This is a genomic window from Exiguobacterium sp. s124 (assembly GCF_018617485.1).
In the GTDB taxonomy this organism is placed as follows: Bacteria; Bacillota; Bacilli; order Exiguobacteriales; family Exiguobacteriaceae; genus Exiguobacterium; species Exiguobacterium aestuarii.
In genome coordinates this window covers 223,988-248,975 of sequence record NZ_JACSKH010000001.1, presented here as the reverse complement: position 1 = coordinate 248,975, position 24,988 = coordinate 223,988, and the positions used below count along the sequence as shown (strand labels likewise).

Below are 24,988 nucleotides of genomic sequence, written 5' to 3'. Positions count from 1 at the left end.
TTTTTGTGAGGAATCTCAAAGCTCTTTTTGGACGCATTTTCACGCCACGTCTAAACGGAAAATTGCGCGATTCCATTTAAATAAGAAGGAAAAGCATTTATTCGTCTCACATATCGATTCTCTGCCGTTCACTTTTGTGTCTATTTTGTGACATCTTCAAATGACAAATATTATTCGAGATACATCATGAAAAAAAAGCGAAAATCGCATAGACGATTCTCGCTTCAATCTTACTTCGTACCAAACAAACGGTCACCCGCATCCCCAAGTCCAGGAACGATATAACCGTGATCATTTAATTTTTCATCGAGTGCTGCAAGATAAATTTCTACATCTGGATGTTCTGCTTGTACACGTTCTACGCCTTCTGGTGCTGCGCAAAGACAAGCCAACTTAATTGACTTCGCTCCGTGTTTTTTAAGAGCAGCGATGGCATCAGCGGCTGAACCACCCGTAGCGAGCATCGGATCGACGACGATAAAGTCGCGTTCCGTTACGTCTGTTGGGAGCTTCAAGTAGTATTCGTGTGGCTCGAGTGTTTCCGGATCACGATAGAGACCGATATGGCCGACTTTTACGTTCGGCATCATTTTGAGGAACCCATCCACCATACCAAGTCCTGCACGTAAAATAGGGACGATTCCCAATTTCTTGCCGGCAATCATCTTTTGAGTGGAAACAGAGACCGGTGTCTCAATTTCTACGTCTGTTAGGGGTAGGCTGCGCGTGATTTCGTATGCCATAAGTGAAGAAACTTCGTCGACGAGTTCACGGAACTGCTTCGTCCCCGTCTCTACTTTTCGCATAATCGTCATTTTGTGCTGAATCAAAGGATGGTCATAAACATGTACTTTTCCCATCTTGCTTCACTCCTCTCTCATTCTCTCTCGAGCATTGTACCCTAACTCTGTTGAGATGGGTAGAGCCAACTTCTATTTTCTCAGAGGTCAGACGCCATGAACGTTAATTGGCTTGGAAATAGTCGTTCACAGGAAGTTCGTAAGACCGTGACGTCTTTTGGTCGATCAAGTAGAGCTCGGTTTCCGTTTTCCATACATCAAACGACTGTTTGGTTAATTCTTGGTACAAATGTAACTGTCCAACGTTGACCGCGTCAGTCGGCTTCTCGCGCATTGGAACGTGAGACAATTCATCAAATAGTTCTTGGGTTTTTGGTCCGTCTAGCCAGACTGTATCACGCTTTGATTCGAAGACGGCGAGTTGCATCTCGTCATCGATTGGTCGGGACGACATCTTGTTCGGGACAGGTCGACGAACGTGTCCCCAAATCTCAAGAACAGTCCCATATGTTTTAGATAGCGCAAGTGAAGTCTGTTCAGAAACATCTTCTTCAATCGGTTGCTCGGATAGGATGATCCGCTTCATTAGTTCTCGATGATTTCCTTCTAGAGAGAGTTCCTCTTCTTTTGCATCGACTTTCATATACGGTGCTTCGTACATACTCGGAAGAACAAGTTGTTTAAGCGATGGTTCCTTCCCGATTTGAAGAGCGATTCGGTTGTCGGCCCGTTTCGTCAAAAAGACATAGCCCTCATTTTCTCCACTTTGAAACGGGAACAGTCTCGGTTCGACAATCGGATCGAGCGTTCGTCCGTTCCGAATTGTCTCGAATGTCACGTAAAGCGCACCCGTATCCGGGGTCGTGTAGCGGAATGCCGAATCCGCAATCACCGCTTCATGAGTATCGTTCATCTTAAAAGCGCTCGTAATTTCTTTCATGTCCTCGACGCGATCGAATTCAATCGTCGAGACAACCTCTGACTCGATGAACCGTTCTTTGTCGAGTGCTTCGAATTCTTGAATCGGTTCAATCGCAAACGTTCGCTCCATCAATTGGTTGCTGTTTGCACAAGTGAGATATCGTTCTTCCCCCGCGGCAAAGTATTTCACATTTTTATAACCAAGGGCTTCGTAAAGAGGATGACGAAATGTCACTTCCGCCACCTTCGCCCTACGTTTCGGTAAGACGTCGGTCGGTCGTTGCTCACAGTATGTAAGAAGTTTCTCTTTTGTTTGTTCGGTTAATGTCACCTCAGGGTCTTGTTCGACTCGATAAGATGACAGAGGACGTAATTCAATCGCGTTTAACGTCTCGGCCCCACATCCACTCAACAAGATACAACTGAGTAAGATTCCCCAGTACGTCCGCATTGATGTTCCCCTCATTCCCAATTCGGTGAAAACCACCTAAATTTTTCTTGTACATCATAACATATAACCTATTTTTGTGATGATTTCAGAATTATTACGTTTCCAGCGATTCTTTATAGGCTTTTGCGTAAACGCATTTCCATATAAAAAAGAACCAATCAGTTAAGATTAGTTCTTCTTCGTCACTTGATTAATCGTTTTCGCGCTCATCTTCACTAGAATCATCTTGAGATGAGTCGTCTTGTGAGGAATCGTCTTGTGAGGAATCGTCTTGCTCATATTGGTCGTCCTCAGATTCATTGTCCACTTCGATGACTTCTTGATCTCGATTCAATTCAAGTTTGACGCGATCTCCGACCCGTGGTGTGTCGTCGTCAATTTCAGAGCGTGAAGCGAGTGGATACGTTTCGTCTGTTCCATCGATGTTAATCGTGACTTCTTGATCTGTGAGTTGGACGAGCGTTCCAGTAATGTATGCATCGTCATCTCCGCTCTCACGGTCCACTTCTTTCACTTCATCGCTTCGATTCAATTCGAGTTTCACGCGGTCACCGACTTGCGGTGTATCGTCGTCGATTTCATGCGTTTGTGCCAAGCGATACGTCGATTCTTTCCCATTGAAGCTGATTGTGACGTCCTCTTTTGTTAAACTCACAAGTGTGCCGTATAGTTCATAGTCATCTTCTACTCGTGAAGATGATGAATCGTCTGATGCGTTGACGTTTGAATCTTCTGAGGGTGACGCGTCGTCACTTGCTTGATTGATGGCTTGCGGGACGATGACTGTGTCCGTCTGATTCCCACTCACATAAAATCCGATTCCTACAATTGCCATGACGCCAAGTAAAGCTCCGATGATCCAGCCGATGCGTTTCATGTTCATTTCCTCCTCGTGATATGTTCTTCTTATTTTCATCATAAGCCTCGTACGTGAGAACGCATTTAAGGCTTCATTAGAAGTTGATGAGAAAATACGAAATATTCATCATCGAGTGAGGAAAAAGACACTGCCGTCAGGGTCATTCGGTTTGCTTCCGATTGTCCACCCATTCAAATCTGCGACTTCTTTGGCAATCGCCAACCCAAGTCCACTCCCGCTTCGATCTCTGGCTTCATCCAATCGATAAAATCGGTCGAACAGACGAGCTCTTATCTCTTCTGTTAGAATGGGTCCCCTGTCGCGCACTTCGACACGATTGCTTGTCAGGTGGAGGCTCGTCTCTTCTGCATATTTCAAACTATTATCCATCAAGATGACAAGAATACGTTGTAGCGATTCACGATGCCCGTACCAACTGCCGTCCGCTTTGATTGGAACGTGCACACCATGCGAGCGTAAGAATCTTTCCGTCAACACTTCCCCAAGTTCGGCTAAGTCGATGTCTTCCTGGTCGACCTGTTCAAGTGAGGCGAAGCGATTTAATTCCAACATCGGTTCAATCAAGTCGTTTCGCATTTGTCGCGACTCGGTCAAAATATGATCGATGGCCTCAGCGCGTACACTCTCATCTTCTTGTCCCCAACGTTGCAATAATTTCGCATATCCTTCGATAACGGTCAGCGGTGTTTTTAGTTCATGTGAAACATCGGCGACGAAACGTCGCTGTTGTTCCATCGTTCCCTCGACTCGTTCAATCATATGATTGAATCCATGTGATAAGGTCGTCACCTCGTCCTTTCCATCATCGACGGCAATCGTTTCTAACTTGCCCGATTCCGTAATGCGCTCCATCGTCTCCGTCAATCGACGTAACGGTAACAACCCTTGGCGTAAAATCCACCATGTTCCGAGGAACGTCAAAAGGACCGCAAGGAAAAACATGACAAGAAAAATCGTCGCCAATGCTTGAATCGTGTCACTCACCGCCCGGTCTTGAAATCCGAACGCCAATCCATCTGTCGTGGCGACGACAAACCAGTCATCAATGAGTGCAGGTTCGCCGTAATTGATCGGAAACGTCGTTCCGTCTGGCACCCCTCCGCCAATGATGCCCCACTCTCCGTTTTCTTGACGCTCTAAGACGACACTATCTTCGTGAAGGGACAGTACCGCATCACTGTTTCGAACGTCTTCTTCCAATAGGTTTAACGCTTGTTGTAACACGTCAAAACGTGAATCGACAATCTCCTGCCTAGCGACGAACCATGTCGTGCCAAACGAGATGAGAAGGAGCAACAACATGAAGCCCGTCATCGCCCAAGCGATTTTTGTCCGTAACATGCTCACTCACCACGCTTTAACATATAGCCGACGCCTCGGACGGTTTGAATCCAAGAACCGGTCAGTTTCTTTCGGACGTAACGAACATACACGTCCACGACGTTCGTATCACCGAAGTAATCAAATCCCCATACGTGTTCGACGAGTTGATCTCGTGTCAACACACGCTCAGGGTGCTCTAAAAAGAAGACCAACAAATCAAACTCACGCCGTGTCAAATCAACTTTATTTCCCTCGCAATACACCTCATGCCGATTCACATCGACTTTGAGTGTCTCATAGGTCAGGACATGTTCGGAATGGTCCTGTCGAACAAGCTGGCGCATGCGTAAAAACGCCCGGATTCGAGCGAGCACTTCTTCTATTTCGAACGGTTTCGTGATGTAGTCATCAGCACCTAGGTCAAGCCCACTCACTTTGTCATAGCGGTCCCCTCGCGCCGTCACCATGAGAACGGGCAACAGTGGTCTCTCTTCCTTCAATCGACGGACCACCTCGAGTCCGCTCATTTGAGGCAGCATGATATCGAGCAAGACGAGGTCGATGTCGTCGGCGACGGCCCGTTCTAAACCGCTACGCCCATCTGTCGCCACGACGACTTCATACCCTGCATGCTTCAACTCCAACTCCAGTAACCGTGCGATTTTTGAATCATCTTCTACGACCAGAATCGTCTGCATCCTGTTCACCCCTTTGAAAAAACGCCGAGCGGACCGCTCGACGCATTATGATTCATTTCCCGAAATCAATCCGCAAAAAACAGACGGACGTCTTCTGGGATTGTTGATTCTACTTGTCTTTCGAGACGGTCTTCCCATTGATCCCACGTTGCATCGACTTGTTCAATCCGTTGCTCGATATCAATCGCCGCGAGCGACAGCTGTGTCAGGCTCGATTGCCCCGGCGACGTAAAGAATAGAAAACCGGCAAGCCCGATGGCCATCAGACCAATCGCTAACAGGCTAGTCCCAATTGTTTTTAGTAAACGTTTCATTCACGCATCCCTCCTATTCGCATCATACGATGCGAAAACGAGAAGTCGTGGTGATCTTCATTAGAATTTCATGAGAAAAGGCGTTGCTCGCGCAACACCTTACTCGTCGAGCACAGATTTTGCAATCGGCGCCCAATACGTTCCTTCCATCTCTGACACGGTCGTCAGCGTATCCCGATAAGCGGGATCGTCCGCTTTTTTCTCGGCGATCCCTTTCATCCATAGGACGTCCGCCTTGTACCCAGACTCTGGATAGGATTCGAGATAAGCCGCATAGTCAGCGATTGTCGCCTCACCTAACTTGTTGTCGACAAGGAGGCGATAAAATCCGACCGCCTGCTCTTGACCGGCTTTCGCTTTCCCATCAAGCAACTGTTCAGCTTGCTCGTACTGTTTGTCTTGTACAAGCGCTTCGACCTCCGCTAACGGAACGACGTCCGGCGCTGGAGTCGACTTTTCTTCCTTCACATCACTTGGCGCTTCTTCTTGATCTTGTAGCTGCTCATTTTCCTTCTCGAGTCGGGCGACTTCTGCTTCGAGTTCCTTCAGACGCTCCGCCATCGCCTCTTCCTCCGTCACCGTCTCGACGACGACTTGGTCCGTCTCGCTCGGCGGGACAATCGGAGGTTCAGCATCTGGCCAAAAGATGAGCGCGGCGGCAGCAAGCCCGACGACGAGCGGAAGACCTAACCATTTCTTATCAAACTTGAACGCCTGTCGCCACTCGGCTAAATCCGAATGCTGGATGACGGCCGATGAGAACGAACGAAAGCGGCGCTTGGCCGCTTTTTTCCCGTTCGCTTTCACTTCTAGCGCAAGACCTAGTCGATGGAACGCTGCGGGCACTTTCATCCCGAGGAGCGGTACGATCCGTTCGCTCGCTTCTTCGTAATAGCCGTGGTCGAGGAGCGTCGTAATGACCCCGAACTCGCTGGCGACAAGACGGAAAGACGGATCGTGTTCCCCTTTACGAGCCAACCATTCCGTCATATCGATCAATGGGAGTTCGGAGAGCTCTCGTTCTGCTAGTGTCCGGATGTCCATTGACTCAGCCTCGTTCTGGGTAAAGTGGGAACTTCGCAGTTAACGTTCGCACGTCTTGGAGTGCTTCTGCGAGTACCGACTCGTCTTCATGATGTTTGAGCACACGACCGATTAGGCGTGCCACTTCTTGCATATCGTCTTCTTTGAATCCACGTGTCGTCATGGCAGCTGTCCCGAGACGGATCCCGCTTGTGACGAACGGAGATGCCGGGTCGAATGGAATCGTGTTTTTATTGACCGTGATCCCTGCAGCATCGAGTGCGTGCTCCGCCGCTTTCCCTGTGATGTCAATTCCTTGAAGGTCGACGAGCAAGAGATGGTTATCCGTTCCGCCCGATACGATTCGGAGCCCTTCTTCTTCAAGACCAGCCGCAAGTGCTTGCGCATTTGCGATGACTTGACGCTGATACTCTTTGAATTCCGGTTGGAGCGCCTCTCCGAACGCGACCGCTTTTGCTGCGATGACGTGCATGAGGGGACCACCTTGAATTCCTGGGAAGATCGACTTGTCGATCGCTTTCGCAAACTCTTCTTTACAGAGAATCATACCGCCACGCGGTCCACGGAGTGTCTTGTGCGTCGTCGTCGTGACGAAATCCGCATGCTCGACCGGGTTCGGGTGAAGACCTGCTGCCACGAGTCCAGCAATGTGTGCCATATCGACCATGAGATATGCATCGACACTGTCCGCGATTTCACGGAACTTCGCGAAGTCAATTGTGCGCGGGTAAGCCGAAGCTCCTGCGACAATCAATTTTGGTTTATGTTCTTTTGCGAGTGCTGCGACGACGTCATAGTCGATGTGTTCTGTCTCTTTGTCTACACCGTATTCGACGAAGTTATATTGCACACCAGAGAAGTTGACCGGGCTACCGTGCGTCAAGTGACCACCGTGTGAAAGGTTCATCCCGAGCACCGTGTCTCCTGCTTCAAGCACTGTGAAATAGACCGCCATGTTTGCTTGTGCACCTGAGTGTGGTTGTACGTTCGCATGTTCTGCACCGAACAATGCTTTCGCACGGTCGCGCGCCAAGTTTTCAGCGACGTCGACAAACTCACAGCCGCCATAGTAACGGCGTCCCGGATATCCTTCGGCATATTTGTTCGTCAATACGCCTCCTTGCGCTTCCATGACCGCTTCTGAAACAAAGTTTTCTGAAGCGATGAGTTCGATGTTGTCGCGTTGACGACCGAGCTCGTGTTGCATTGCCTCAAACAATTCCGCATCCTGCACTTTTAACTTCGTCGTGTTTACCATGTGAAGACCCCCTCTAAATGTCTAAAAATCAACACCCCCATCGTACCACACGCATCTTTTTTTGGGTATCGCTATAATCAGGTGAAAAGATGGGTATCATTAGAAAGAATGTAACTGTGAGGAGGTCACTTCATGATTGAGACAAAAGACATTACAATTACCCCGTTTGAACGTAGCCGAACGGTCCGAATCTACACACCAGCAGATTACGAGACATCTGAGAAACGTTATCCCGTCCTCTATATGCATGACGGGCAAAACTGTTTCGCAGACGAGGAAGCGAGCTACAATATGAGTTGGCGCGTCAGTGAATACTTAGACGCCTCGAAACGCGACTTGATCGTCGTCGCCATCGATAGCGCACCTGGGGAAAAACGACTCGATGAGTATGGACCGTGGGAAAATCCGTATATCGGGGATAGCCTGCTCGGACGCGACATCGTCCTCGGTGGAGAAGGATCGGCATATATCGAATATATCGCCCAAGAATTAAAGCCGATGATCGATGCCGACTATCGGACTCTTCCCGACGAAACAGCGATGATGGGGAGCTCGATGGGTGGACTCATCTCAATCTACGCAGCGTGTGTGTATCCTGAAATCTTTAAGCGCGTTGCTTCCTTATCATCTGCCTTCTGGTTCAATCAAACTGAGCTGGAGCAATTGATTGAGGCGAGTGAACTGAAAGGTGTCGAACGTCTCTATTTAGACGTCGGTGCCAAAGAAGTCGAGGAACCGATGGAGGACGGACCGACGAACGAGATGTATCGTGAGTCGAGCGAACGCGTGTACAACTTGTTAAAAGACAAGGTCGAGCACATCCGCTTCGAAGTGATCGAGGAGGGCGTTCACAATGAGCTCGCCTGGCGCGAGCGCTTCCCGATGGTCGTGTCGTATTTGTTTGGCGAAGAACTATAATCACAAAAAAAGCATCGCATTCGGTCGAAAAACCTGAATGCGATGCTTTTTTTCATTTGTTCGGGTATTGAGCTCGCGGTCCACCGATCAGTTTTGGTCTCGTGATAGCGAAGGTGACGTACGCTTCTCCGAGATGTTTCGACGATAATCGGACCGGGATGGCCACTGGTTTCAAATGCATCCCGATCAACGTCGAGCCGATATCAATCCCCGCATCCGCTTGAATCGATTCGACGACACATGGTTCCTCGAAGTTCGCATATGCCTTCTCTGACATCGCCCCACCCGCCGAGCGGACAGGAACGACCGTCACTTCTGATAGACCAAATTGCTTGAGCGTCCGGCGTTCCACGGTGAGCGCACGGTTGATGTGTTCACACCCTTGAAACGCCAAATGGACACCTGTTTTCTTTTTGAATTCAAGGAAGGCCTCCATCAACTCTTCTGCGACGTCGATGGACCCAGCCTTTCCAATCGTTTTCCCAAGCACTTCACTCGTAGAGCATCCGATGACGAGAATACGCTCATCATGTAACGGGAAGCGTTCGTGAAGCTCCGTTAATAATCCGAGAAGTTCCGTCTTCATTGAGCTCACTTCGATTCGTAAGCGCTCATCTTGTCGACACGGTTTGAATGGCGTCCGCCTTCAAAGTCTGTATCGAGCCACGTCGCCACCAAATCGACTGCAAGGCCAGGTCCGATGACACGCTCGCCCATCGTCATGATGTTCGAGTCGTTATGCTGACGTGTCGCTTTCGCACTGAACGAGTCGTGAACGAGTGCCGCACGAATCCCTTTGACTTTGTTCGCTGCGATGCCGATTCCGATCCCTGTCCCACAAATCAAGATTCCACGATCGAATTCGCCAGCTGCGACTGCTTCTGCGACTGGAATGGCTACGTCTGGATAGTCAATCGAGTCGGCAGAGTGTGTACCAAAGTCTTTATACTCATGTCCGAGTTGCTCAAGCAATGCTACGATGTCTCTCTTTAAGTTGAAGCCGCCATGGTCGGCGCCGATTGCAATTTTCATTCGTTCATTCCCCCGTCTTCTTTGGTAGGCGTCTCGGTGGTTTCGTCACCTTTGACCCATCATTCGTTAATTTTAACACAAGTCTATTCACGAGTGGCTCGAGTTCGTTTCGCACTTGGCGATACACATTCATCGAACCGCCGAACGGGTCGTTGATGTCTCGCTCAAGCCCTGTCACGAATTCGTAGAGCGTGTACGTCCGCTCTGCCAAATCCGGGTATGTATCCCGAATTTGTTCGCGGTGCGCACGTGTCATCGTCAAGATGATGTCCGCCCAGTTTCCCAACACCTCATCGAACGTCTGGGTGACATGATCGAGCTCAATCCCACGTTCTCTGAGAACTTGCAGTGCATTTTCAGAAGCATCGAATCCTTGCATCGTTCGTAGACCGGCTGAGCGAATATCGAACTCGTCCCCTGTCATTTTCGAACGGAGCAAGGCCATCGCCATCGGGCTTCGGCACGTGTTGCCACTACATATGAATAATACGCGTTTCATTGACATCGCGTGTCCTCCTCTATGTCTTTAGGCATCTTTCGTCGGGTGTACGATCCTTCCGCCCGCCGCTTTATACAAACGGTTATAGACGGCTAAGGCGACCCCGACCGGTTCAATCTTGTTCACATAAATCTCATCGACGTCCGTTTCATCAAATCGACGAAGGGCATCGTATAAACGTTGCGCCGCCATTTCCATCGAAGTACCGAGGGAATAGGTGACGTCAGCCAATGTTGGCTCTTCGTCGAATACGAGTGCACCGATACGCAATCCCGCTTGCTGACGCTCCTCGATGACACGCTGTAACTCTTCACGTGTGCCATCGACTAAAAAGACGGGCGCCGTTGGGGCGTAATGCGTATATTTCATTCCCGGTGATCGTGGTGCGGCTTTGTCGTCACTCAAATTGGCGTCTAGTGCGACCGGTCCGATGACAGCTTCGATTTCTTCTCGCGTCACTCCACCAGGTCGTAAAATCGTTACCGTGTCACCCGTACAATCGATGACGGTTGACTCGACGCCGATTCCAGTTGGACCTCCGTCAACAATTCCGGCAATCCGCCCGGCCAAATCATCAGCCACATGTTGAGCGGTCGTCGGCGACGGACGTCCGGAACGGTTCGCACTTGGGGCCGCAAGCCCTAAGCCTGACTTGCGAATCAACTCAAGTGCCGCCGAATGATTCGGCATCCGTAGTCCGATAGAATCCAAACCTGCGGTCACGAGCGAAGAGGCTCGGCCGTTTGAAGGCAAGATGATCGTCAAAGCGCCTGGCCAAAACGCATCCATCAAGCGTTTGGCGACGGGAGGAATCGAATCGACAAACATGCTCGTTTGTTCGATTGAAGCGATATGGACGATGAGTGGGTTATCCGACGGACGTCCTTTCGCCTCAAAAATCTTGCGAATCGCCACATCATTCATGGCGTCACCAGCGAGACCATAGACGGTTTCTGTCGGCATGGCGATGATTTCACCCGCTTGAAGAAGACGTACCCCCTCTTCAATCTCATTCGATTTAATCCATTTCGTTTCCATACGCAATCCCTTCCCTTACGGCATAGACGATACGGTCCTTGCCGTTTATATCTTTTAAAATACCCGTTTCTGCTTCAGGATAACGTTCAGACAGTAATGATTTCACATCTTGTCCTTGGTTATACCCGATTTCAAACACAATCAATTGCCAATCGGCACGTAAGACGCGCACTGATTCTGAAATCAATTGCCGATACATATCGAGCCCGTCCGCTCCTCCAAAGAGGGCTAGATGCGGTTCGTAGCCGACGACCGTCTCATCTAATAGAACATCTGCCTCAATATACGGTGGATTCGAGACGAGGATTCGAATCGATCGGTCGGCAATCGGGGCGAGCCCATCTCCTTCATAAAAACGAACATCCGCACCGAGCGATTCCGCATTTCGTTTCGCGACCGCAATCGCTTCCGGGGAAATATCGACGGTCTGCACACGGACACCGAGCTCTAAACTGAGCGTGATGGCAATCGCGCCGCTCCCTGTTCCGACATCGACGATTTCATCGTTCGCTACATGATGAATTTGCCCGAGAAGCCAGTCAATCAACTCTTCTGTTTCCGGTCTCGGGATTAAGACGTCCCGATTCACTTCGAACGAGCGACCATAGAACGGTGCCTGCCCAATCACGTGTTGTACCGGTTCCCCCGTCAACAAGCGCTCAATTCCGTCCTCGAATCGCTTCGCTTCCTCTTCAGATAGTTCATCGGAGAGGCGAACGAGGAGACCCGTCCGGTCGACTTGAAGCACGTGCATGAGCCACCATTCGACAGCCGCACGGTCGCGCCCGGCTGCTTGAAGTCGTTCTTCTGTCTGTTTGAGCAAAGCCGCGACACGCATCACTCCGCGTCCTCCATAAGACGTGCCTGTTCGTCCATGATGAGGGCATCGATGATGTCTTCAAGTTCGCCCGCTAGCACACGATCCAATTTTTGAAGTGTCAATCCGATACGGTGATCGGTGACGCGACTTTGAGGGAAATTATATGTGCGAATCCGCTCTGAGCGGTCCCCCGTTCCAACAGCGGATTTCCGCTGTGCCGACAGTTCTTCCATATGCTCGCTTTGCATTTTGTCATACAGGCGTGCCCGAAGGACCTTCATCGCCTTGTCTTTGTTTTTGTGCTGTGACTTCTCATCCTGACAAGAGACAACGAGACCGGACGGGATGTGCGTCAAACGTACAGCGGACTGTGTCGTGTTGACGGACTGCCCGCCTGGACCTGACGAGGTGAACGTATCGACGCGAACATCTTTCATATCGATATGAACCTCGACATCTTCTGCTTCAGGCAAGACGGCGACCGTTGCCGTAGACGTATGAATCCGACCACCCGATTCGGTTGACGGGACGCGTTGCACACGATGCGCGCCATTCTCAAACTTGAGTTTGGAATAAGCGCCTGCCCCGTTGATCATAAACGTGACTTCCTTGAACCCACCGAGCTCGGTATAGTTCGCGTCAATCAGCTCGACTTTCCAGTTTTGACGCTCGGCGAATCGCGTGTACATCTTATACAGGTCACCCGCGAAAAGGGCTGCCTCGTCTCCACCTGCCGCGCCTCGGACTTCGACGATGACGTTCTTGTCATCGTTCGGGTCTTTCGGAAGTAATAAGATTCGTAACTTCGCTTCTAGCTCTTTCACTTCCGGCTCCAAGAGATTCATCTCTTCTTTGGCAAGTTCACGCATCTCGGCGTCGAGCGTCCGGTCCTCGAGCATCGCCTTCGCCTCTTTGAACGCCTCGCTCGTTTCTTTATATTGACGATACATCTGTACCGTCTCTTCTAACTGTGCCTGTTCTTTTGAATATTGTCGTAACTTCGTCGAATCACTGAGCACCTCAGGATCGGCGAGCATTTCATTCAATTGCATATAACGATCTTCTAATACACTTAAACGGTCAAACATGATGATCCGTCCTTTCTCCGTCAAATCAAACTCTATCTATTATAGCAAAAAAACGGACCGCCGAGGGCGGTCCGTCGATTCATCAGTCTGCCACCGTATGGCGGACCGGATGTGGTTTATTCGGTACATCATGGCAATGACGGCACCGCGGTTCGTACGACTCTGAAGCCCCGACCAAGATGACCGGATCTTCATAACGAGCCGGTTGCCCATCAATCAAACGCTGCGTCCGTGAAGCAGGTGCGCCACAAGACAAGCAAATCGCCTGAAGTTTCGTCACGAACTCCGCACGCGACAACAGCTCAGGCATCATCGTGAACGGTTCGCCACGGAAGTCCATATCGAGCCCGGCGCAGATGACGCGTTTATCCTCGTTTGCGAGCTGCTCAATGACATCGACGATTCCTTCGTCAAAGAATTGCACCTCATCGATTGCGATGACCTGCGTTTCTTCACGTACCGCATCGTATAAGTCTTGGCTCGATGCGATGGGTACCGCCACAACCGAGTTGCCCGTATGTGAGACGACGTTCTCCTCATGATACCGGTCGTCGATTGCTGGTTTGAACACTTGGACCGGAATCTTTCCATAGTGAGCACGGCGGACACGACGAATCAATTCCTCCGACTTCCCTGAAAACATACTCCCACAAATCACTTCAATCCAACCATATCGGTTCGTCACATGCATCATTATTCTTCGCCCTCTCCATCGATAATCGCTTTCCGATTATACCTATCTTTCGAGTTGAGGAAAAGGGTTGACTTCTCTCAATTTCTGTTAGAAGTGAATCCGACCTTTACTCGTCGGCTTTCGCCTCTTTTTGCACATCAATTAATTTCAATTTACGTGCGAGCGGTCGGATTGTGAGACCGTGCAATGTCACGGAAATGAAGACGAGACCGAGCGTGAGCGGTAACATTTGCTTCGCATCGTCAATCCCGAGATGCGCCACTTCTTCAGCAAAGAATCCGGCGACCGTCATCGCGACGATCCCACGCGGCGCAATCCACCCGATGAACCCTCGTTCCGCTAACGGCAATCCTCCACCGATAGTCGACAAGTAAATCGCCACTGGGCGAACCAAGAACAAAATACCCGCAATCGTCAAGAGGAGCGGCCATTGGAAGATATTCAAGAGCTCTGCTCGAGAAAGCGATGCCGTCAATAAAATGAAGACAGACGAAATGAGCAAGATTGAAATATCTTCTTTAAAGGATTGCAACTCTTCGATAATCTCTTCATCTCGGTGTTTCGTATTGGCCATCGTCATCCCCATCGCTGTCACAGCGAGAAGGCCGACTTCATGCATCATGAGCTCACTGAGTGAGAACAAGATGAGGACGGCCGTCAACGTGACCGAAGCTCGAAGGTAACGGGGCACTTTCTCTGCGACAAACCATCCCATGAGGAGATGCCCAAACAAATATCCGAGACCGATCCCGATGATACAGGCACCCGCAAACAGGAGTTGCATCCATAAATCCATTCCTTCATATACGATATAGCCGAGTCGTACGACGAAGAGTCCGAGCAACGCCCCTACCGGATCGACGATGATTCCTTCCCATTTCAAAATTGCCCCGACACGATCTTTCAAGTGTGCCTGTCGTAATAATGGGATGACGACGGTCGGCCCAGTCACGACGAAGAGTGCTCCCATTGTCCATGCGACGACCCAATGCAACCCACCGACGTATTGGATGAGTAGCGACATCCCGACAAATGACAGCGCGACTCCGACCGTGACGATTCGGACGATTGACCGTCTGAACTGATTTATTTCGCTGAAGTGAAGTCCGAGACTTCCTTCAAATAAGATAATGGCGACCGCAAACGAGATGATCGGACTATATAAGTCCCCTAATAATTCACGCGGGTCAAACAGCCCGAGGATTGGACCCGCCAACACCCCGGCGAGTGTCATAATGATGATTGCCGGAATTTGATAACGCCATGCCAGCCATTGTGACATGATGCCGACCCCAATCAACAAGCTGATACTGATGAGTATAAGTTCCATAACGGCCCCCTAACGACAGTCTTTTGTCTCTTTACCCGCGTCGATGTAACAAAAAACCGCCAAGGGCAATCCCTAGGCGGTGAGCATACAACTTTACGATTAACGTTGGTATTTCTTGTTGAAGCGCTCGATACGACCATCTGCAGATGCGAATTTCTGGCGACCTGTGTAGAACGGGTGCGAATCAGAAGATACATCGACACGGATGAGTGGGTACTCGTTTCCATCTTCCATCGTGATTGTCTCGTTAGAGTAACGAGTTGAACCAGTGATGAATTTGAATTCTGTCGTCGAGTCCATGAATACGACTTTACGGTATTCTGGGTGGATTCCTTGTTTCATTGCTTTTCAACTCCTTCGGCCCTAAGTATTCTTTCAACCTAGAGAAAGTTCACTAGAATATAATATCACCCTACTATAGGATTTACAAGTCTGTTTTCGTTTTTTTCACTGGTCGTCTTTTTTTCTTATCTGCCTCGAGCGCAGCGAAAAAGTCGAGGTTCGTTTTCGTCTCACGAACACGGCGTAAGAAGTGTTCGACGAAGTCTGGAGACTCGTTCATCGTACGACGAATCGTCCATAGCGAATCGAGTTCATCCTTGCCGAGTAAGAGCTCCTCTTTCCGCGTACCCGAACGGCGGATATCAATCGCCGGGAAGATGCGACGTTCTGCCAGCTTCCGGTCAAGATGAAGTTCCATGTTACCCGTCCCTTTGAATTCCTCATAAATAACGTCGTCCATCCGTGAACCCGTATCGACGAGTGCGGTCGCAAGAATCGTCAAGCTACCCCCGTCTTCGATATTGCGCGCCGCCCCGAAGAATTTTTTCGGTTTGTGGAACGCTGCCGGGTCGATCCCCCCAGAGAGCGTCCGCCCGCTCGGTGGGACAGATAGGTTATACGCACGCGTCAATCGTGTGATGGAGTCGAGTAAGATGACCACGTCTTTCTTATGTTCGACGAGACGCATCGCTCGTTCGAGGACGAGTTCTGAGATACGCGCATGGTTCTCAGGTGTCTCATCAAACGTCGAGAATGCCACATCCGCATCTGGTACAGAACGCTGGATGTCGGTCACTTCCTCTGGCCGTTCATCAATCAACAGAATAATCAGTTCGATGTTCGGATGGTTCGTCGTGATCGAGTTCGCAATTTCTTTCAAGAGTGACGTTTTCCCTGCTTTCGGTGGTGCGACAATCAATCCACGTTGACCGAACCCGACAGGTGCAACCATGTCCATGACGCGTACCGAGAGGTGTTTCGGTTCGGTTTCGAGCACCATCTGTTGTTCCGGATAGATCGGTGTGAGTGCTGGGAAGTAATCACGTGAACGCGTCGAGTCTGTCGACTCACCGTTGACTGCTTCCACACTCAACAACCCTTGGAACCGCTCGTTCTCTTTCGGTTTGCGGACTTTCCCCGTCACGAGGTCTCCGTTTCGAAGGTTGAAACGGCGAATTTGTGAAGCAGCGATGTAGATGTCTTCGGAAGATTGAGAGTAGTTGATTGGTCGGAGGAAGCCAAACCCGCCGTCATTTTGTGACTGAGGATTCGGTGGAATGATTTCTAGAATACCTTCGAGGAAGTACAAATCTTTTGATTCGGCCTGTGATTTCAAAATCCGAAACATCAGCTCACGTTTCCGCGCTTCTCGGAAGTTTGGAACTTTGACTTCTTTGGCGATCTCATATAGTTCTTTTAACGTCTTCGTTTCGAGTTCGCGAAGCGTGTAATTTTTTGTCGGTTCTGTCTGTTGACTCATTCAAGTCACCTATCTTTCTACATTTCATTACAAGAAGTATTCAACTTTGTTATTTTTGTTCTGCCATCATCTAACCACATTTTGGTCGTGTCGTCACCGTGCAAAAATCACCTTTCGCTCAATCGTTTCCCTCTTGTACAAATCCTTACACAGTAAAAGATGATTTTGTAACAAAATAAGTGCTATATCCACATATTGTTTCATTTTCGTTACAAGAAAACGCTTTTTTGACTTTTTATTGAAAAATGCTATCGGTCTTGCGCATGATATAGTTTATTTGCACAGGAAACCGGGTATCATCCGCCACTTGTGCTTTACGATAAAACACTACTCGATTTTGTCCTATAGAAATGTACTCATTTTAAAAACGGAGGGATTTACACAATGTTAAAGCGTATCGCATCTATCGTTGTCGCTGCTACTGTCGCTTTCTCGGGTCTTATGTTCTCAACAGGTGAACAAGCAGAAGCCGCTTCGAATACATCGGTTTACTCAAAGGTGAATTCTTTAAACATCCGTACTGCTGCATCACTTACTTCTTCTAAAGTTGTTGGCAAAATGAACAGAGGACAATCTTATCAATATCTTGGAAAATCCGGTTCTTTCTACAAAATCAATTACAAAGGTAGCACCCGTTATGTTTCGGCCTCTTCAAAATATACATACACGAAGAGCAAAAATACAACAGTCAGTAAAACCTCTTCTAATAAATACAACACAGTAAAATCAAAAGTGAATTCGTTAAACATCCGATCAAGTGCTTCATTAAAGTCTTCAGTCGTCGGAAAAATGAATAGCGGTCAGTCATATAAGTATCTTGGAAAGTCTGGCTCTTTCTATAAAATTGATTATAAAGGGAAGACGCGATACGTTTCCGCTTCTTCTAAATACACAACTTTAAGTAGCTCGACTTCAACTACGAAAGCTACTACTTCCAAAGCACCAACTGATGCGAGATCGAAACTCGTCGCTGAGTCGAAAAAGTATCTCGGTACACCTTACCGCTATGGCGGAACAACGACTGCTGGATTTGACTGCTCAGGTTACACTGGACATGTTTACAAAAAAGCAATCGGCAAAACGCTCCCACGTTCTTCACGTCAGCAATACGCAAGTGCGAAGAAAATCTCGAAGTCATCGATTCAAGCAGGAGACCTCGTCTTCTTCTCACATTCAGGCGGAACGATTCACCACGTTGGAATGGCCCTTAGCAAAACACAAATGATCAACTCAGAAACAGGCGGCGTAAAATACGCGAGCTTCACTTCTGGATACTGGGCACCACGTTACGTTGGCGCTGGATCATACCTTTAATACAACATCAATGCGACTCGGTTCATCGGAACCGAGTCGTTTTTTATTTTTGCTTGAGCGCACCTCTCGCATTCGTCGCCGCGAAGACAATCATGAGTACACTCATCGTTCCTGCCACTGCGAGTCCAGCCGATAGAGCACCCCAGTCAATCTCTGGTTGCGTCAGAACCGCCCGCATCCCTTCAAAAATATACGTCGTCGGATTGAACGTCGCTGCTACTTTCAACCACTCCGCCTCAATCAATTCTTTCGGAACGAACGTTGTCGATAAGAAAATGAGTGGGAAGAACAAAAGCGTACCCGCCTGCGCTGCTTGCGCATTCCGAGTCTTCAATGCAACACCTACCGAATAACCCGCAAAACCAAGACCGAATCCAATAGCAAGTAATACCGTGAAGAAGAAACCAACCGCCCCGACAGGAATGGTGAGACCGAGTAGAAATGCGACCGCAAAGATGAGCAAGGTTTGGACAAGTAGCTGCAACATCCCCGCAATCATCGGTCCGAGCACAATCGCAGTCCGGGTCGCCGGAGTCAATAATAATCTTGCGAAATAACCACTCTCGATATCGCGAACAAGGGCTTGTCCTGTTCCTCCTGCCCCGCCGACGGCACCTGAGACAATCGATACCGGCAAGATGAAGTTCAAGTAGTCGCTCCCTTCAAATTGAGGAAGCGAGGCCACACTGGATAGACCGCTCGTGTACACGAGTAAAAAGAATACAGAGATGATCAAGTTCGGGATAAACGAAAATGGATTTCGGATCGTCGTCACTAAGCTCCGTTTCGTAAATAACCATGTCTCAGTCCACACGAATCTCGCCCCCTTCATAAGATTCACCTGTCACTTGTAAGAAGACGTCATCAAGCGACGGTTGTTTCACGGTCAATCGTTCGGGTTGTAGTCCCCGTTCATCTAACGCTCGAACAATTTCTGTCAACGTCACATCGCGTAGTTCGAACGAGACATGATTCCCGTTCGCCGTCGTCTGGAAGAGTGTGGCCGCGGTCATCGCATCCGCTTCATTTGAAAAGTCCATCGCAATCGTCTCACCGCCGACTAGTTGTTTCAGTTCCTCAGCCGTTCCCTCACTGACGATTTTCCCATGATGGATGATGGCGATTCGGTCAGCTAATTCATCCGCCTCTTCTAAGTACTGGGTCGTCAAAAAGATCGTTGTCCCAAACTCTTGATTCAGTCGCCGTACTTCATTCCATATCTCAATCCGACTCGCCGGGTCGAGACCCGTCGTCGGCTCATCTAAAAACAATACGGTTGGACGATGGACGAGCGTGAGGGCCAAATCGAGACGTCGCCGCATCCCTCCTGAATACGTACCACTCCGTCGATCCGCGGCATCCGTCAGAGAGACGACTTCTAACAATTCATCTGCACGACGACGCGCCTCCTCGTTCGACATCTTAAATAAACGTCCTTGTAAGACGAGCAGTTCACGACCCGTCAGCACTTTATCGATCCCGGTTTCCTGTAGTGCGACCCCGATGGACAGACGGACGTCTTTTTCTTGTTTGACGACATCGAATCCGTTGACCCGCGCCACCCCAGACGTCGGACGGACGAGCGTCGTCAACATTTGCACCGTCGTCGATTTACCGGCACCGTTCGGTCCTAAAAACGCAAAGATTTCCCCTTCTTTCACGGAGAAAGAAACATCGTTCACCGCCGGAACATCTTTAAAGGTCTTCACGAGTCCTTCCACTTCAATCATCACACCCACCTCCTGACTATCCATTCCCGTTTTCTCAATCTTTCATCACAAAAAAGCCGCGGACGTTTACACATCCGCGACTCCATGTTATTCAGGTTTCATGACCATTTTCGGTTTTTTCGTAAGGGAGTGGTTCCCTTCTACGAAGCGTACGGTACCAGATTTGGCACGCATGACAACGGAATGCGTCTGCCCACCTTGCGACGTGAATTGGACACCACGTAACAATTCACCGTCCGTGACACCTGTCGCCGCAAAGATACAATCTTCACCTTTCACCAAGTCATTGAGTAAAAGGATTCGATCCGTGTCTTCGATCCCCATGTCATGGCAACGCTGTTTTTGTGCCTCGTCTTCCGGGAGCAAGCGTCCTTGGAAGTCTCCCCCTAGACACTTCATTGCGACCGCGGCGATGACGCCTTCCGGTGCCCCACCTGAACCGAGTAGTAAGTCGACACCCGTTTTTGGGAAGGCCGTGTTAATGGCTGCCGCGACATCCCCGTCTGGAATCAACTTGATTCGAGCTCCAGTCGCCCGGACCCGCTGAATGATTTCCTCATGTCGGTCCCGATGTAAAATAGTCACGACGACGTCTTCCACGTTTTTCTTCTTGGCTTTCGCCACGATTTCGATATTCTCTTCAATCGAGTTGTCGAGACTGACGAGACCCGCAGCTTCCGGTCCGACCGCAATTTTTTCCATGTACATATCCGGTGCGTGAAGAAGGTCTCCCGCATCGGCGACAGCGAGAACGGCGAGCGCTCCCCACGTCCCCGTCGCTACGATGTTCGTTCCTTCTAACGGGTCGACCGCGACATCAAGACGCGAGCCATAGCCGTTCCCGACCTTCTCCCCGATATAGAGCATCGGGGCCTCGTCCATTTCACCTTCCCCGATGACAACAATCCCCTTCATCGGAATCGTATCAAAGACATCTCGCATCGCCGTAGTCGCTGCATCATCTGCCTCGACCTTTAAACCGCGACCCATCCAACGGGCTGAAGCAAGTGCCGCCGCTTCTGTGACCCGGACCAGTTCCATCGATAAACTTCGTTCCACCCGAAATCTCCCCTTTATACCTCGGCGTGATCTTCCACCCAAACGAGCGCACCGAGCTGTTTTAATTTGCCGACAAAGTCGACATATGAATCATTCAATCGTTCTGCATGAAGTAACGTCGATTCTCCAGACGCCTGAAGTGCCGATAAAACAAGCGCCGCTGCACTTCTTGCGTCTGTACATTCCATCTCTGCGTTTGCGAGTTGATTCCCTCCGCGAATGACCGCCGAAGCATCTTCTAGCGTAATCTGTGCGTTCATCCGACGCATCTCGGCGATATGTCGGAATCGTTGGGAGTACAATTTGTCTGTGACAATGCTCGTCCCGTCCGCCTTCAATAAAGCCGCTGACATGATTGGCTGCAAATCACTCGGATATCCCGAGTAATGGAACACACGAATGTCTGTCGGCACGAATTTCTTAGCAGTCACAGTGACCGACTCCTCACCGACCTCTACCTCCGCACCAAAATCCAACAGTTTTTGAATGACACCTTCAAGGTGTGTCGGAATGACCGGTTGTACGGTCACGCTACCCGATACCGCTCCGAACATCATGAACGTGCCGGCCTCGAGGCGATCAGGAATCAATGTGTGTGTACATCCGTGCAAACGTTCGACGCCTTTGATGCGAATCTCATCGGTACCCGCTCCACTCACGTGTGCTCCCATCGATGTGAGCATCGTTGCCACGTCGACGACTTCAGGGTCACAGGCCGCATTCTCGATGACCGTCGTCCCTTTCGCTAAAACCGCCGCGAGCATCGCACTCACGGTTGCCCCGAACGACCGCAAGTCCAAGTAAATTCGATTCCCGACGAGTTCTTCGACCCGGACATGATAGAGACCGGATTCATTCTCGACATGAATCCCGAGACGTTCTAACGCTTTCAAATGTAAGTCAATCGGTCGTGGACCAATCGCATATCCCCCAGGTAGCCCGACCGCTCCTTTTCCGAATCGAGCGGCGAAGACACCGAGTAAATAGACAGCGGCACGAACTTTCCGCGTCTCGGAACCAAGAAGAGGCATGGCGACGGCTTCATTCGAATGAATGGTCGTCCGTTCTCCCTCACGCTCCACTCGAACTCCTAGCTCTCTTAACAGGTTGACCATCACTTCTACATCTTCAATCATCGGGACATTTTCAATGGTCACCGACTCTTCTGTGAGAAGTGCAGCCACAAGGCAAGGGAGGGCGCTTTGTTTCGCTCCGCTAATTTCGACGGTTCCTTCTAATTGTTGCTGCCCAACGATATGGAGAATTTCCACGCTGATCAAAACCTTTCTACGACGGACTTATTTGGATTGAGCGTTGTTCCAATCCGCTAAGAACTGCTCAATGCCTTTGTCTGTGAGCGGATGTTTCATCATCTGTTCGATGACTTTGTAAGGGACTGTCGCAATATCAGCCCCAAGGAGTGCGGCTTTCGTCGCATGAACCGGGTGACGTACAGATGCCGCAATGATTTCTGTCTCGATGCCATGAATCGCAAAAATGTTGGCAATCGTCTCGATGAGATCGAGTCCATCTTGACCGATGTCATCCAAACGTCCGATGAATGGAGAAACATACGAAGCGCCGGCACGTGCCGCAAGTAACGCTTGGTTCGCGTTAAAGATGAGCGTCACGTTCGTTTTGATCCCGAGCTCTTTGAACTGTTTCACCGCTTCCATCCCCGCTGGTGTCATCGGTACCTTTACCGTAATATTCGGCGCGATGGCAGCAAGTTCCTTTCCTTCTTCCACCATTCCCTCTGCATCCAGTGCAATAACTTCCGCGCTGACCGAGAGATCCCCGACGATCTCACAGATTTCACGAAGTCTTGTATGGAAGTCGACACCTTCTTTGGCGACGAGCGATGGATTCGTCGTCACGCCTCCGATGACGCCCATTTGGTGAGCTTGTTTAATGTCTTGCACATTTGCTGTGTCAATGAAAAAACGCATATGTGTCTCCTCCTTCATTTGTGATCGCTTACAATCTCTATTATGAGGAAAGAACAGGTGAATTACTACACCCTTTGTCAGATTCCGAGCCTGAGGAAAGCCGAAATATACAAAAAGTCGGTCCTCATAGAGAACCGACTTGATCAAACAGGATTATGCTTGGTTGCTAGAACCAAACTCACGCATTTTGCCAGTTACGACGTTGTAGATCGCTTCGATCCCAGGTCCGATAACTTTACGTGGGTCATATACTTTCGAGTCAGCGTCAAGCTTCTCACGTACCGCACGAGTCCACTCTTGTTGGCACTCTGTGTTGACGTTGATTTTGCTGTGTCCGAGCTCGATTGCTTTTTTAACTTGGTGCTCAGGAATACCTGATCCGCCGTGAAGAACGAGTGGAGTTTGTGTCGCTTTCGCGATTTCTTCCATCTCTTTGAAGCCAAGCTTCGGCTCACCTTGGTATGGTCCGTGTACAGAACCGAGTGCTGCAGCGAGTGCATCCACTTTCGCTTCTTTAACAACACGTACACACTCTTCGAGGTCAGCGTATTGTACACCACCGATGACGCCGTCTTCTTCGCCGCCAACTGTACCGACTTCTGCCTCAACAGAAGCGCCTTTAGCGTGCGCGTACTCGACAACTTGTTTCGTCATTTCAACGTTTTCGTCGATCGGGTGGTGTGAACCGTCGATCATGACTGATGTGAATCCAGCGTCGATCGCTGCTTTACACTTGTCGAATGAAGAACCGTGGTCAAGGTGGATTGCAACTGGAACAGTGATGTTGTAGTCGTGCATGAGACCTTCAACCATTTTGACAACTGTTGTGAAGCCACCCATGTACTTCGCTGCACCTTCTGATACACCGAGGATTACTGGTGATTTCTCGTCTTCCGCAGCGCGAAGAATCGCTTGCGTCCACTCGAGGTTGTTGATGTTGAATTGGCCTACTGCATACTTGCCTTCGAATGCTTTGTTAAGCATTTCTGTCATTGATACTAATGGCATAATGACATCCTCCTGTCTGTTCGCTATTATACACGTTTGGGAAAAGTTCCCCCGTGCAATTCGTTCCCATTATAACACACCGTAAAACATGTGCCTATGCTATTCGGGCATAGAAATGGCTTAGCGCAAGCGTTTACATATGTCATCTTGGTGACGAAACGTCAAATTTCCAAGACTTCCTTCACTTTTTCAATCATTCCGTATATATCAAATGGCTTTTCAAATTGCGCAGCAATTCCGAGACGACGCACCTCGTCAATCACCGTTTCTTCCCCGAACGCCGTCATGATCATGACAGGTGTCTCTAGTTCGTGTTCTCTCATCCGACGCAATACTTCATGACCGAACATACGCGGCATGTTCATATCGAGAAGTACTAAGTCGTATCGTTCTCTCTCTAAAAACTCCCAGGCTTTGATGCCGTCTTGCGCCGTGTCCACGTCAACACCCATGTTCGTGAACACTTGTGCGAGCATCGTACGAATTCCATCCTGGTCGTCTGCAATCAACATCCGTGACATGCATGTCCCTTCTTTCATTCATCATTTTCCATAATCAAACAATTTAACCATACCAAACTCGTCTCTTTTTCGCGACGCCTATCTTTTGAAATCAAGGGAACGATGACTCGGATTTGCTCTCTTCTTGCTCTTCTTTTAACTGCTTAGGTACTTCCAGTGCATTCACTCGTTCATAATCGGTCACTTCGGGAGATTCTTCTTTCACAAATACTTTTAAAAAGTCTCCTTCTGCTAACAATGATGGGGTAGAAATGGCTAACGGTCGCTTCTTCCCGTCTTCATCGTAGCCGATGAGGTCATATCGATACCCGTTCGACGTCTGTGTCGCCACTTCCGCATTCGGGACTTTTACATAATACACATCCGTTAACAGGCGATCCACGTCGACATAGCGCCAGCCTACTACTATTAGAACGCCGATCAACAAGACGGCGATAAAATTTCTCTTCATAAACAGTTCTCCTTCAACATAAGAATCACTACTTATGAGATATACCGTTATTCCGAAGTCATGAAACCATTCCACAAAAAGAGGTT

General features: G+C 49.4%; 28 protein-coding genes. 2 read left to right on the top strand and 26 right to left on the bottom strand.

Translation table 11 applies throughout. From position 1 onward, the window contains the following. Nucleotides 1-230: 230 nt before the first annotated feature. The 8 genes from upp to glyA form a co-directional block, all read right to left on the bottom strand. Nucleotides 231-860 (bottom strand): uracil phosphoribosyltransferase, encoded by a 630-nt coding sequence (gene upp, locus KNO85_RS01375; protein ID WP_074035874.1) that lies wholly within the window; start codon nucleotides 858-860, stop codon nucleotides 231-233. 103 nt (nucleotides 861-963) lie between these two features. Beyond that, on the bottom strand, nucleotides 964-2,172 hold the full coding sequence (locus KNO85_RS01370) for a hypothetical protein (RefSeq protein WP_214786280.1): 1,209 nt from the start codon (nucleotides 2,170-2,172) through the stop codon (nucleotides 964-966). 190 nt (nucleotides 2,173-2,362) lie between these two features. Beyond that, entirely contained in the window at nucleotides 2,363-3,049 is a 687-nt protein-coding gene (locus KNO85_RS01365) for a S1 domain-containing protein (RefSeq protein WP_214786278.1), read from the bottom strand. Between the two features lie 108 nt (nucleotides 3,050-3,157). After that, on the bottom strand, nucleotides 3,158-4,393 hold the full coding sequence (locus tag KNO85_RS01360; protein ID WP_214786276.1) for a HAMP domain-containing sensor histidine kinase: 1,236 nt from the start codon (nucleotides 4,391-4,393) through the stop codon (nucleotides 3,158-3,160). A gap of 2 nt (nucleotides 4,394-4,395) precedes the next feature. Continuing rightward, nucleotides 4,396-5,073, bottom strand: a complete 678-nt coding sequence (locus KNO85_RS01355; RefSeq protein ID WP_214786274.1) for a response regulator transcription factor — start codon at nucleotides 5,071-5,073, stop codon at nucleotides 4,396-4,398. Between the two features lie 65 nt (nucleotides 5,074-5,138). Next, nucleotides 5,139-5,387, bottom strand: coding sequence for a hypothetical protein (locus KNO85_RS01350; RefSeq protein ID WP_214786272.1), 249 nt, complete (start codon nucleotides 5,385-5,387; stop codon nucleotides 5,139-5,141). Between the two features lie 99 nt (nucleotides 5,388-5,486). After that, a complete protein-coding gene (locus KNO85_RS01345) occupies nucleotides 5,487-6,431 on the bottom strand; it encodes a hypothetical protein (protein WP_214786270.1) in 945 nt (314 codons plus the stop codon). A 4-nt stretch (nucleotides 6,432-6,435) separates the two neighbouring features. Next, nucleotides 6,436-7,689 carry a serine hydroxymethyltransferase gene (gene glyA, locus KNO85_RS01340; RefSeq protein ID WP_214786268.1) on the bottom strand — a complete coding sequence of 418 codons (1,254 nt, stop codon included), beginning with the start codon at nucleotides 7,687-7,689 and terminating at the stop codon, nucleotides 6,436-6,438. 132 nt (nucleotides 7,690-7,821) lie between these two features. Here glyA and KNO85_RS01335 point away from each other — a divergent pair, with 132 nt between their 5' ends. Further along, on the top strand, nucleotides 7,822-8,607 hold the full coding sequence (locus KNO85_RS01335; protein WP_214786267.1) for an alpha/beta hydrolase: 786 nt from the start codon (nucleotides 7,822-7,824) through the stop codon (nucleotides 8,605-8,607). Nucleotides 8,608-8,659: 52 nt separating this feature from the next. Here KNO85_RS01335 and KNO85_RS01330 read toward each other — a convergent pair whose 3' ends face one another. From KNO85_RS01330 to rho, 10 genes are all read right to left on the bottom strand, one after another. Then, nucleotides 8,660-9,202: a TIGR01440 family protein gene (locus KNO85_RS01330; protein WP_376777882.1), complete on the bottom strand. Its 543-nt coding sequence runs from the start codon at nucleotides 9,200-9,202 to the stop codon at nucleotides 8,660-8,662. Next, nucleotides 9,199-9,639, bottom strand: coding sequence for a ribose 5-phosphate isomerase B (gene rpiB / locus KNO85_RS01325; protein WP_214786263.1), 441 nt, complete (start codon nucleotides 9,637-9,639; stop codon nucleotides 9,199-9,201). The genes KNO85_RS01330 and rpiB overlap by 4 nt, the downstream gene beginning before the upstream one ends. 4 nt (nucleotides 9,640-9,643) lie before the next feature. Continuing rightward, a complete protein-coding gene (locus KNO85_RS01320; RefSeq protein ID WP_214694549.1) occupies nucleotides 9,644-10,144 on the bottom strand; it encodes a low molecular weight protein arginine phosphatase in 501 nt (166 codons plus the stop codon). Between the two features lie 21 nt (nucleotides 10,145-10,165). Further along, nucleotides 10,166-11,176, bottom strand: a complete 1,011-nt coding sequence (locus KNO85_RS01315) for an L-threonylcarbamoyladenylate synthase (RefSeq protein ID WP_214786261.1) — start codon at nucleotides 11,174-11,176, stop codon at nucleotides 10,166-10,168. Next, nucleotides 11,157-12,014, bottom strand: a complete 858-nt coding sequence (gene prmC / locus KNO85_RS01310; RefSeq protein ID WP_214789759.1) for a peptide chain release factor N(5)-glutamine methyltransferase — start codon at nucleotides 12,012-12,014, stop codon at nucleotides 11,157-11,159. The genes KNO85_RS01315 and prmC overlap by 20 nt, the downstream gene beginning before the upstream one ends. Then, on the bottom strand, nucleotides 12,014-13,084 hold the full coding sequence (prfA, locus tag KNO85_RS01305) for a peptide chain release factor 1 (protein ID WP_214786259.1): 1,071 nt from the start codon (nucleotides 13,082-13,084) through the stop codon (nucleotides 12,014-12,016). Before prfA ends, prmC begins: the two co-directional genes overlap by 1 nt. Nucleotides 13,085-13,166: 82 nt before the next feature. Next, complete coding sequence (locus tag KNO85_RS01300; RefSeq protein WP_214786257.1) at nucleotides 13,167-13,778, bottom strand: thymidine kinase; 612 nt, start codon at nucleotides 13,776-13,778, stop codon at nucleotides 13,167-13,169. Nucleotides 13,779-13,884: 106 nt separating this feature from the next. Next, complete coding sequence (locus tag KNO85_RS01295; RefSeq protein WP_214786255.1) at nucleotides 13,885-15,108, bottom strand: cation:proton antiporter; 1,224 nt, start codon at nucleotides 15,106-15,108, stop codon at nucleotides 13,885-13,887. 99 nt (nucleotides 15,109-15,207) lie between these two features. Continuing rightward, nucleotides 15,208-15,450, bottom strand: a complete 243-nt coding sequence (locus KNO85_RS01290; RefSeq protein WP_012727387.1) for a type B 50S ribosomal protein L31 — start codon at nucleotides 15,448-15,450, stop codon at nucleotides 15,208-15,210. An 82-nt stretch (nucleotides 15,451-15,532) separates the two neighbouring features. After that, nucleotides 15,533-16,870, bottom strand: a complete 1,338-nt coding sequence (gene rho, locus KNO85_RS01285) for a transcription termination factor Rho (protein ID WP_214786253.1) — start codon at nucleotides 16,868-16,870, stop codon at nucleotides 15,533-15,535. A 384-nt stretch (nucleotides 16,871-17,254) separates the two neighbouring features. Between rho and KNO85_RS01280 the strand changes: the two genes are divergently transcribed. Then, nucleotides 17,255-18,184: a C40 family peptidase gene (locus tag KNO85_RS01280; RefSeq protein ID WP_251130560.1), complete on the top strand. Its 930-nt coding sequence runs from the start codon at nucleotides 17,255-17,257 to the stop codon at nucleotides 18,182-18,184. 43 nt (nucleotides 18,185-18,227) lie between these two features. Here the strand turns inward: KNO85_RS01280 and KNO85_RS01275 are convergent, their stop codons facing one another. From KNO85_RS01275 to KNO85_RS01240, 8 genes are all read right to left on the bottom strand, one after another. Beyond that, a complete protein-coding gene (locus tag KNO85_RS01275) occupies nucleotides 18,228-18,998 on the bottom strand; it encodes an ABC transporter permease (RefSeq protein WP_012727390.1) in 771 nt (256 codons plus the stop codon). Then, entirely contained in the window at nucleotides 18,988-19,914 is a 927-nt protein-coding gene (locus KNO85_RS01270; RefSeq protein ID WP_214786250.1) for an ATP-binding cassette domain-containing protein, read from the bottom strand. The genes KNO85_RS01275 and KNO85_RS01270 overlap by 11 nt, the downstream gene beginning before the upstream one ends. Before the next feature lie 87 nt (nucleotides 19,915-20,001). Beyond that, complete coding sequence (gene glpX, locus KNO85_RS01265; protein WP_074035838.1) at nucleotides 20,002-20,973, bottom strand: class II fructose-bisphosphatase; 972 nt, start codon at nucleotides 20,971-20,973, stop codon at nucleotides 20,002-20,004. A gap of 14 nt (nucleotides 20,974-20,987) precedes the next feature. Further along, complete coding sequence (gene murA / locus KNO85_RS01260; RefSeq protein ID WP_214786249.1) at nucleotides 20,988-22,244, bottom strand: UDP-N-acetylglucosamine 1-carboxyvinyltransferase; 1,257 nt, start codon at nucleotides 22,242-22,244, stop codon at nucleotides 20,988-20,990. Nucleotides 22,245-22,271: 27 nt separating this feature from the next. Further along, the gene (gene fsa / locus KNO85_RS01255) at nucleotides 22,272-22,922 is read right to left on the bottom strand and encodes a fructose-6-phosphate aldolase (protein WP_214784819.1); all 651 of its coding nucleotides are present in this window, start codon (nucleotides 22,920-22,922) and stop codon (nucleotides 22,272-22,274) included. A gap of 153 nt (nucleotides 22,923-23,075) precedes the next feature. Next, nucleotides 23,076-23,930 (bottom strand): class II fructose-1,6-bisphosphate aldolase, encoded by an 855-nt coding sequence (fba, locus tag KNO85_RS01250; RefSeq protein ID WP_214694578.1) that lies wholly within the window; start codon nucleotides 23,928-23,930, stop codon nucleotides 23,076-23,078. 161 nt (nucleotides 23,931-24,091) lie between these two features. Continuing rightward, a complete protein-coding gene (locus KNO85_RS01245; protein WP_214786247.1) occupies nucleotides 24,092-24,451 on the bottom strand; it encodes a response regulator in 360 nt (119 codons plus the stop codon). Between the two features lie 91 nt (nucleotides 24,452-24,542). Next, nucleotides 24,543-24,902 (bottom strand): YxeA family protein, encoded by a 360-nt coding sequence (locus KNO85_RS01240; RefSeq protein WP_214786245.1) that lies wholly within the window; start codon nucleotides 24,900-24,902, stop codon nucleotides 24,543-24,545. Between the last annotated feature and the right edge of the window lie 86 nt (nucleotides 24,903-24,988).

What these genes read in the sequence shown, in the direction of transcription:
- upp (WP_074035874.1), bottom strand. Translation starts at nt 860, where the DNA reads ATGGGAAAAGTACATGTTTATGACCATCCTTTGATTCAGCACAAAATG.
- KNO85_RS01370 (WP_214786280.1), bottom strand. Translation starts at nt 2,172, where the DNA reads ATGCGGACGTACTGGGGAATCTTACTCAGTTGTATCTTGTTGAGTGGA.
- KNO85_RS01365 (WP_214786278.1), bottom strand. Translation starts at nt 3,049, where the DNA reads ATGAAACGCATCGGCTGGATCATCGGAGCTTTACTTGGCGTCATGGCA.
- KNO85_RS01360 (WP_214786276.1), bottom strand. Translation starts at nt 4,393, where the DNA reads ATGTTACGGACAAAAATCGCTTGGGCGATGACGGGCTTCATGTTGTTG.
- KNO85_RS01355 (WP_214786274.1), bottom strand. Translation starts at nt 5,073, where the DNA reads ATGCAGACGATTCTGGTCGTAGAAGATGATTCAAAAATCGCACGGTTA.
- KNO85_RS01350 (WP_214786272.1), bottom strand. Translation starts at nt 5,387, where the DNA reads ATGAAACGTTTACTAAAAACAATTGGGACTAGCCTGTTAGCGATTGGT.
- KNO85_RS01345 (WP_214786270.1), bottom strand. Translation starts at nt 6,431, where the DNA reads ATGGACATCCGGACACTAGCAGAACGAGAGCTCTCCGAACTCCCATTG.
- glyA (WP_214786268.1), bottom strand. Translation starts at nt 7,689, where the DNA reads ATGGTAAACACGACGAAGTTAAAAGTGCAGGATGCGGAATTGTTTGAG.
- KNO85_RS01335 (WP_214786267.1), top strand. Translation starts at nt 7,822, where the DNA reads ATGATTGAGACAAAAGACATTACAATTACCCCGTTTGAACGTAGCCGA.
- rpiB (WP_214786263.1), bottom strand. Translation starts at nt 9,639, where the DNA reads ATGAAAATTGCAATCGGCGCCGACCATGGCGGCTTCAACTTAAAGAGA.
- KNO85_RS01320 (WP_214694549.1), bottom strand. Translation starts at nt 10,144, where the DNA reads ATGTCAATGAAACGCGTATTATTCATATGTAGTGGCAACACGTGCCGA.
- KNO85_RS01315 (WP_214786261.1), bottom strand. Translation starts at nt 11,176, where the DNA reads ATGGAAACGAAATGGATTAAATCGAATGAGATTGAAGAGGGGGTACGT.
- prmC (WP_214789759.1), bottom strand. Translation starts at nt 12,014, where the DNA reads ATGCGTGTCGCGGCTTTGCTCAAACAGACAGAAGAACGACTTCAAGCA.
- prfA (WP_214786259.1), bottom strand. Translation starts at nt 13,084, where the DNA reads ATGTTTGACCGTTTAAGTGTATTAGAAGATCGTTATATGCAATTGAAT.
- KNO85_RS01300 (WP_214786257.1), bottom strand. Translation starts at nt 13,778, where the DNA reads ATGATGCATGTGACGAACCGATATGGTTGGATTGAAGTGATTTGTGGG.
- KNO85_RS01295 (WP_214786255.1), bottom strand. Translation starts at nt 15,108, where the DNA reads ATGGAACTTATACTCATCAGTATCAGCTTGTTGATTGGGGTCGGCATC.
- KNO85_RS01290 (WP_012727387.1), bottom strand. Translation starts at nt 15,450, where the DNA reads ATGAAACAAGGAATCCACCCAGAATACCGTAAAGTCGTATTCATGGAC.
- rho (WP_214786253.1), bottom strand. Translation starts at nt 16,870, where the DNA reads ATGAGTCAACAGACAGAACCGACAAAAAATTACACGCTTCGCGAACTC.
- KNO85_RS01280 (WP_251130560.1), top strand. Translation starts at nt 17,255, where the DNA reads ATGTTAAAGCGTATCGCATCTATCGTTGTCGCTGCTACTGTCGCTTTC.
- KNO85_RS01270 (WP_214786250.1), bottom strand. Translation starts at nt 19,914, where the DNA reads ATGATTGAAGTGGAAGGACTCGTGAAGACCTTTAAAGATGTTCCGGCG.
- fsa (WP_214784819.1), bottom strand. Translation starts at nt 22,922, where the DNA reads ATGCGTTTTTTCATTGACACAGCAAATGTGCAAGACATTAAACAAGCT.
- fba (WP_214694578.1), bottom strand. Translation starts at nt 23,930, where the DNA reads ATGCCATTAGTATCAATGACAGAAATGCTTAACAAAGCATTCGAAGGC.
- KNO85_RS01245 (WP_214786247.1), bottom strand. Translation starts at nt 24,451, where the DNA reads ATGTCACGGATGTTGATTGCAGACGACCAGGATGGAATTCGTACGATG.
- KNO85_RS01240 (WP_214786245.1), bottom strand. Translation starts at nt 24,902, where the DNA reads ATGAAGAGAAATTTTATCGCCGTCTTGTTGATCGGCGTTCTAATAGTA.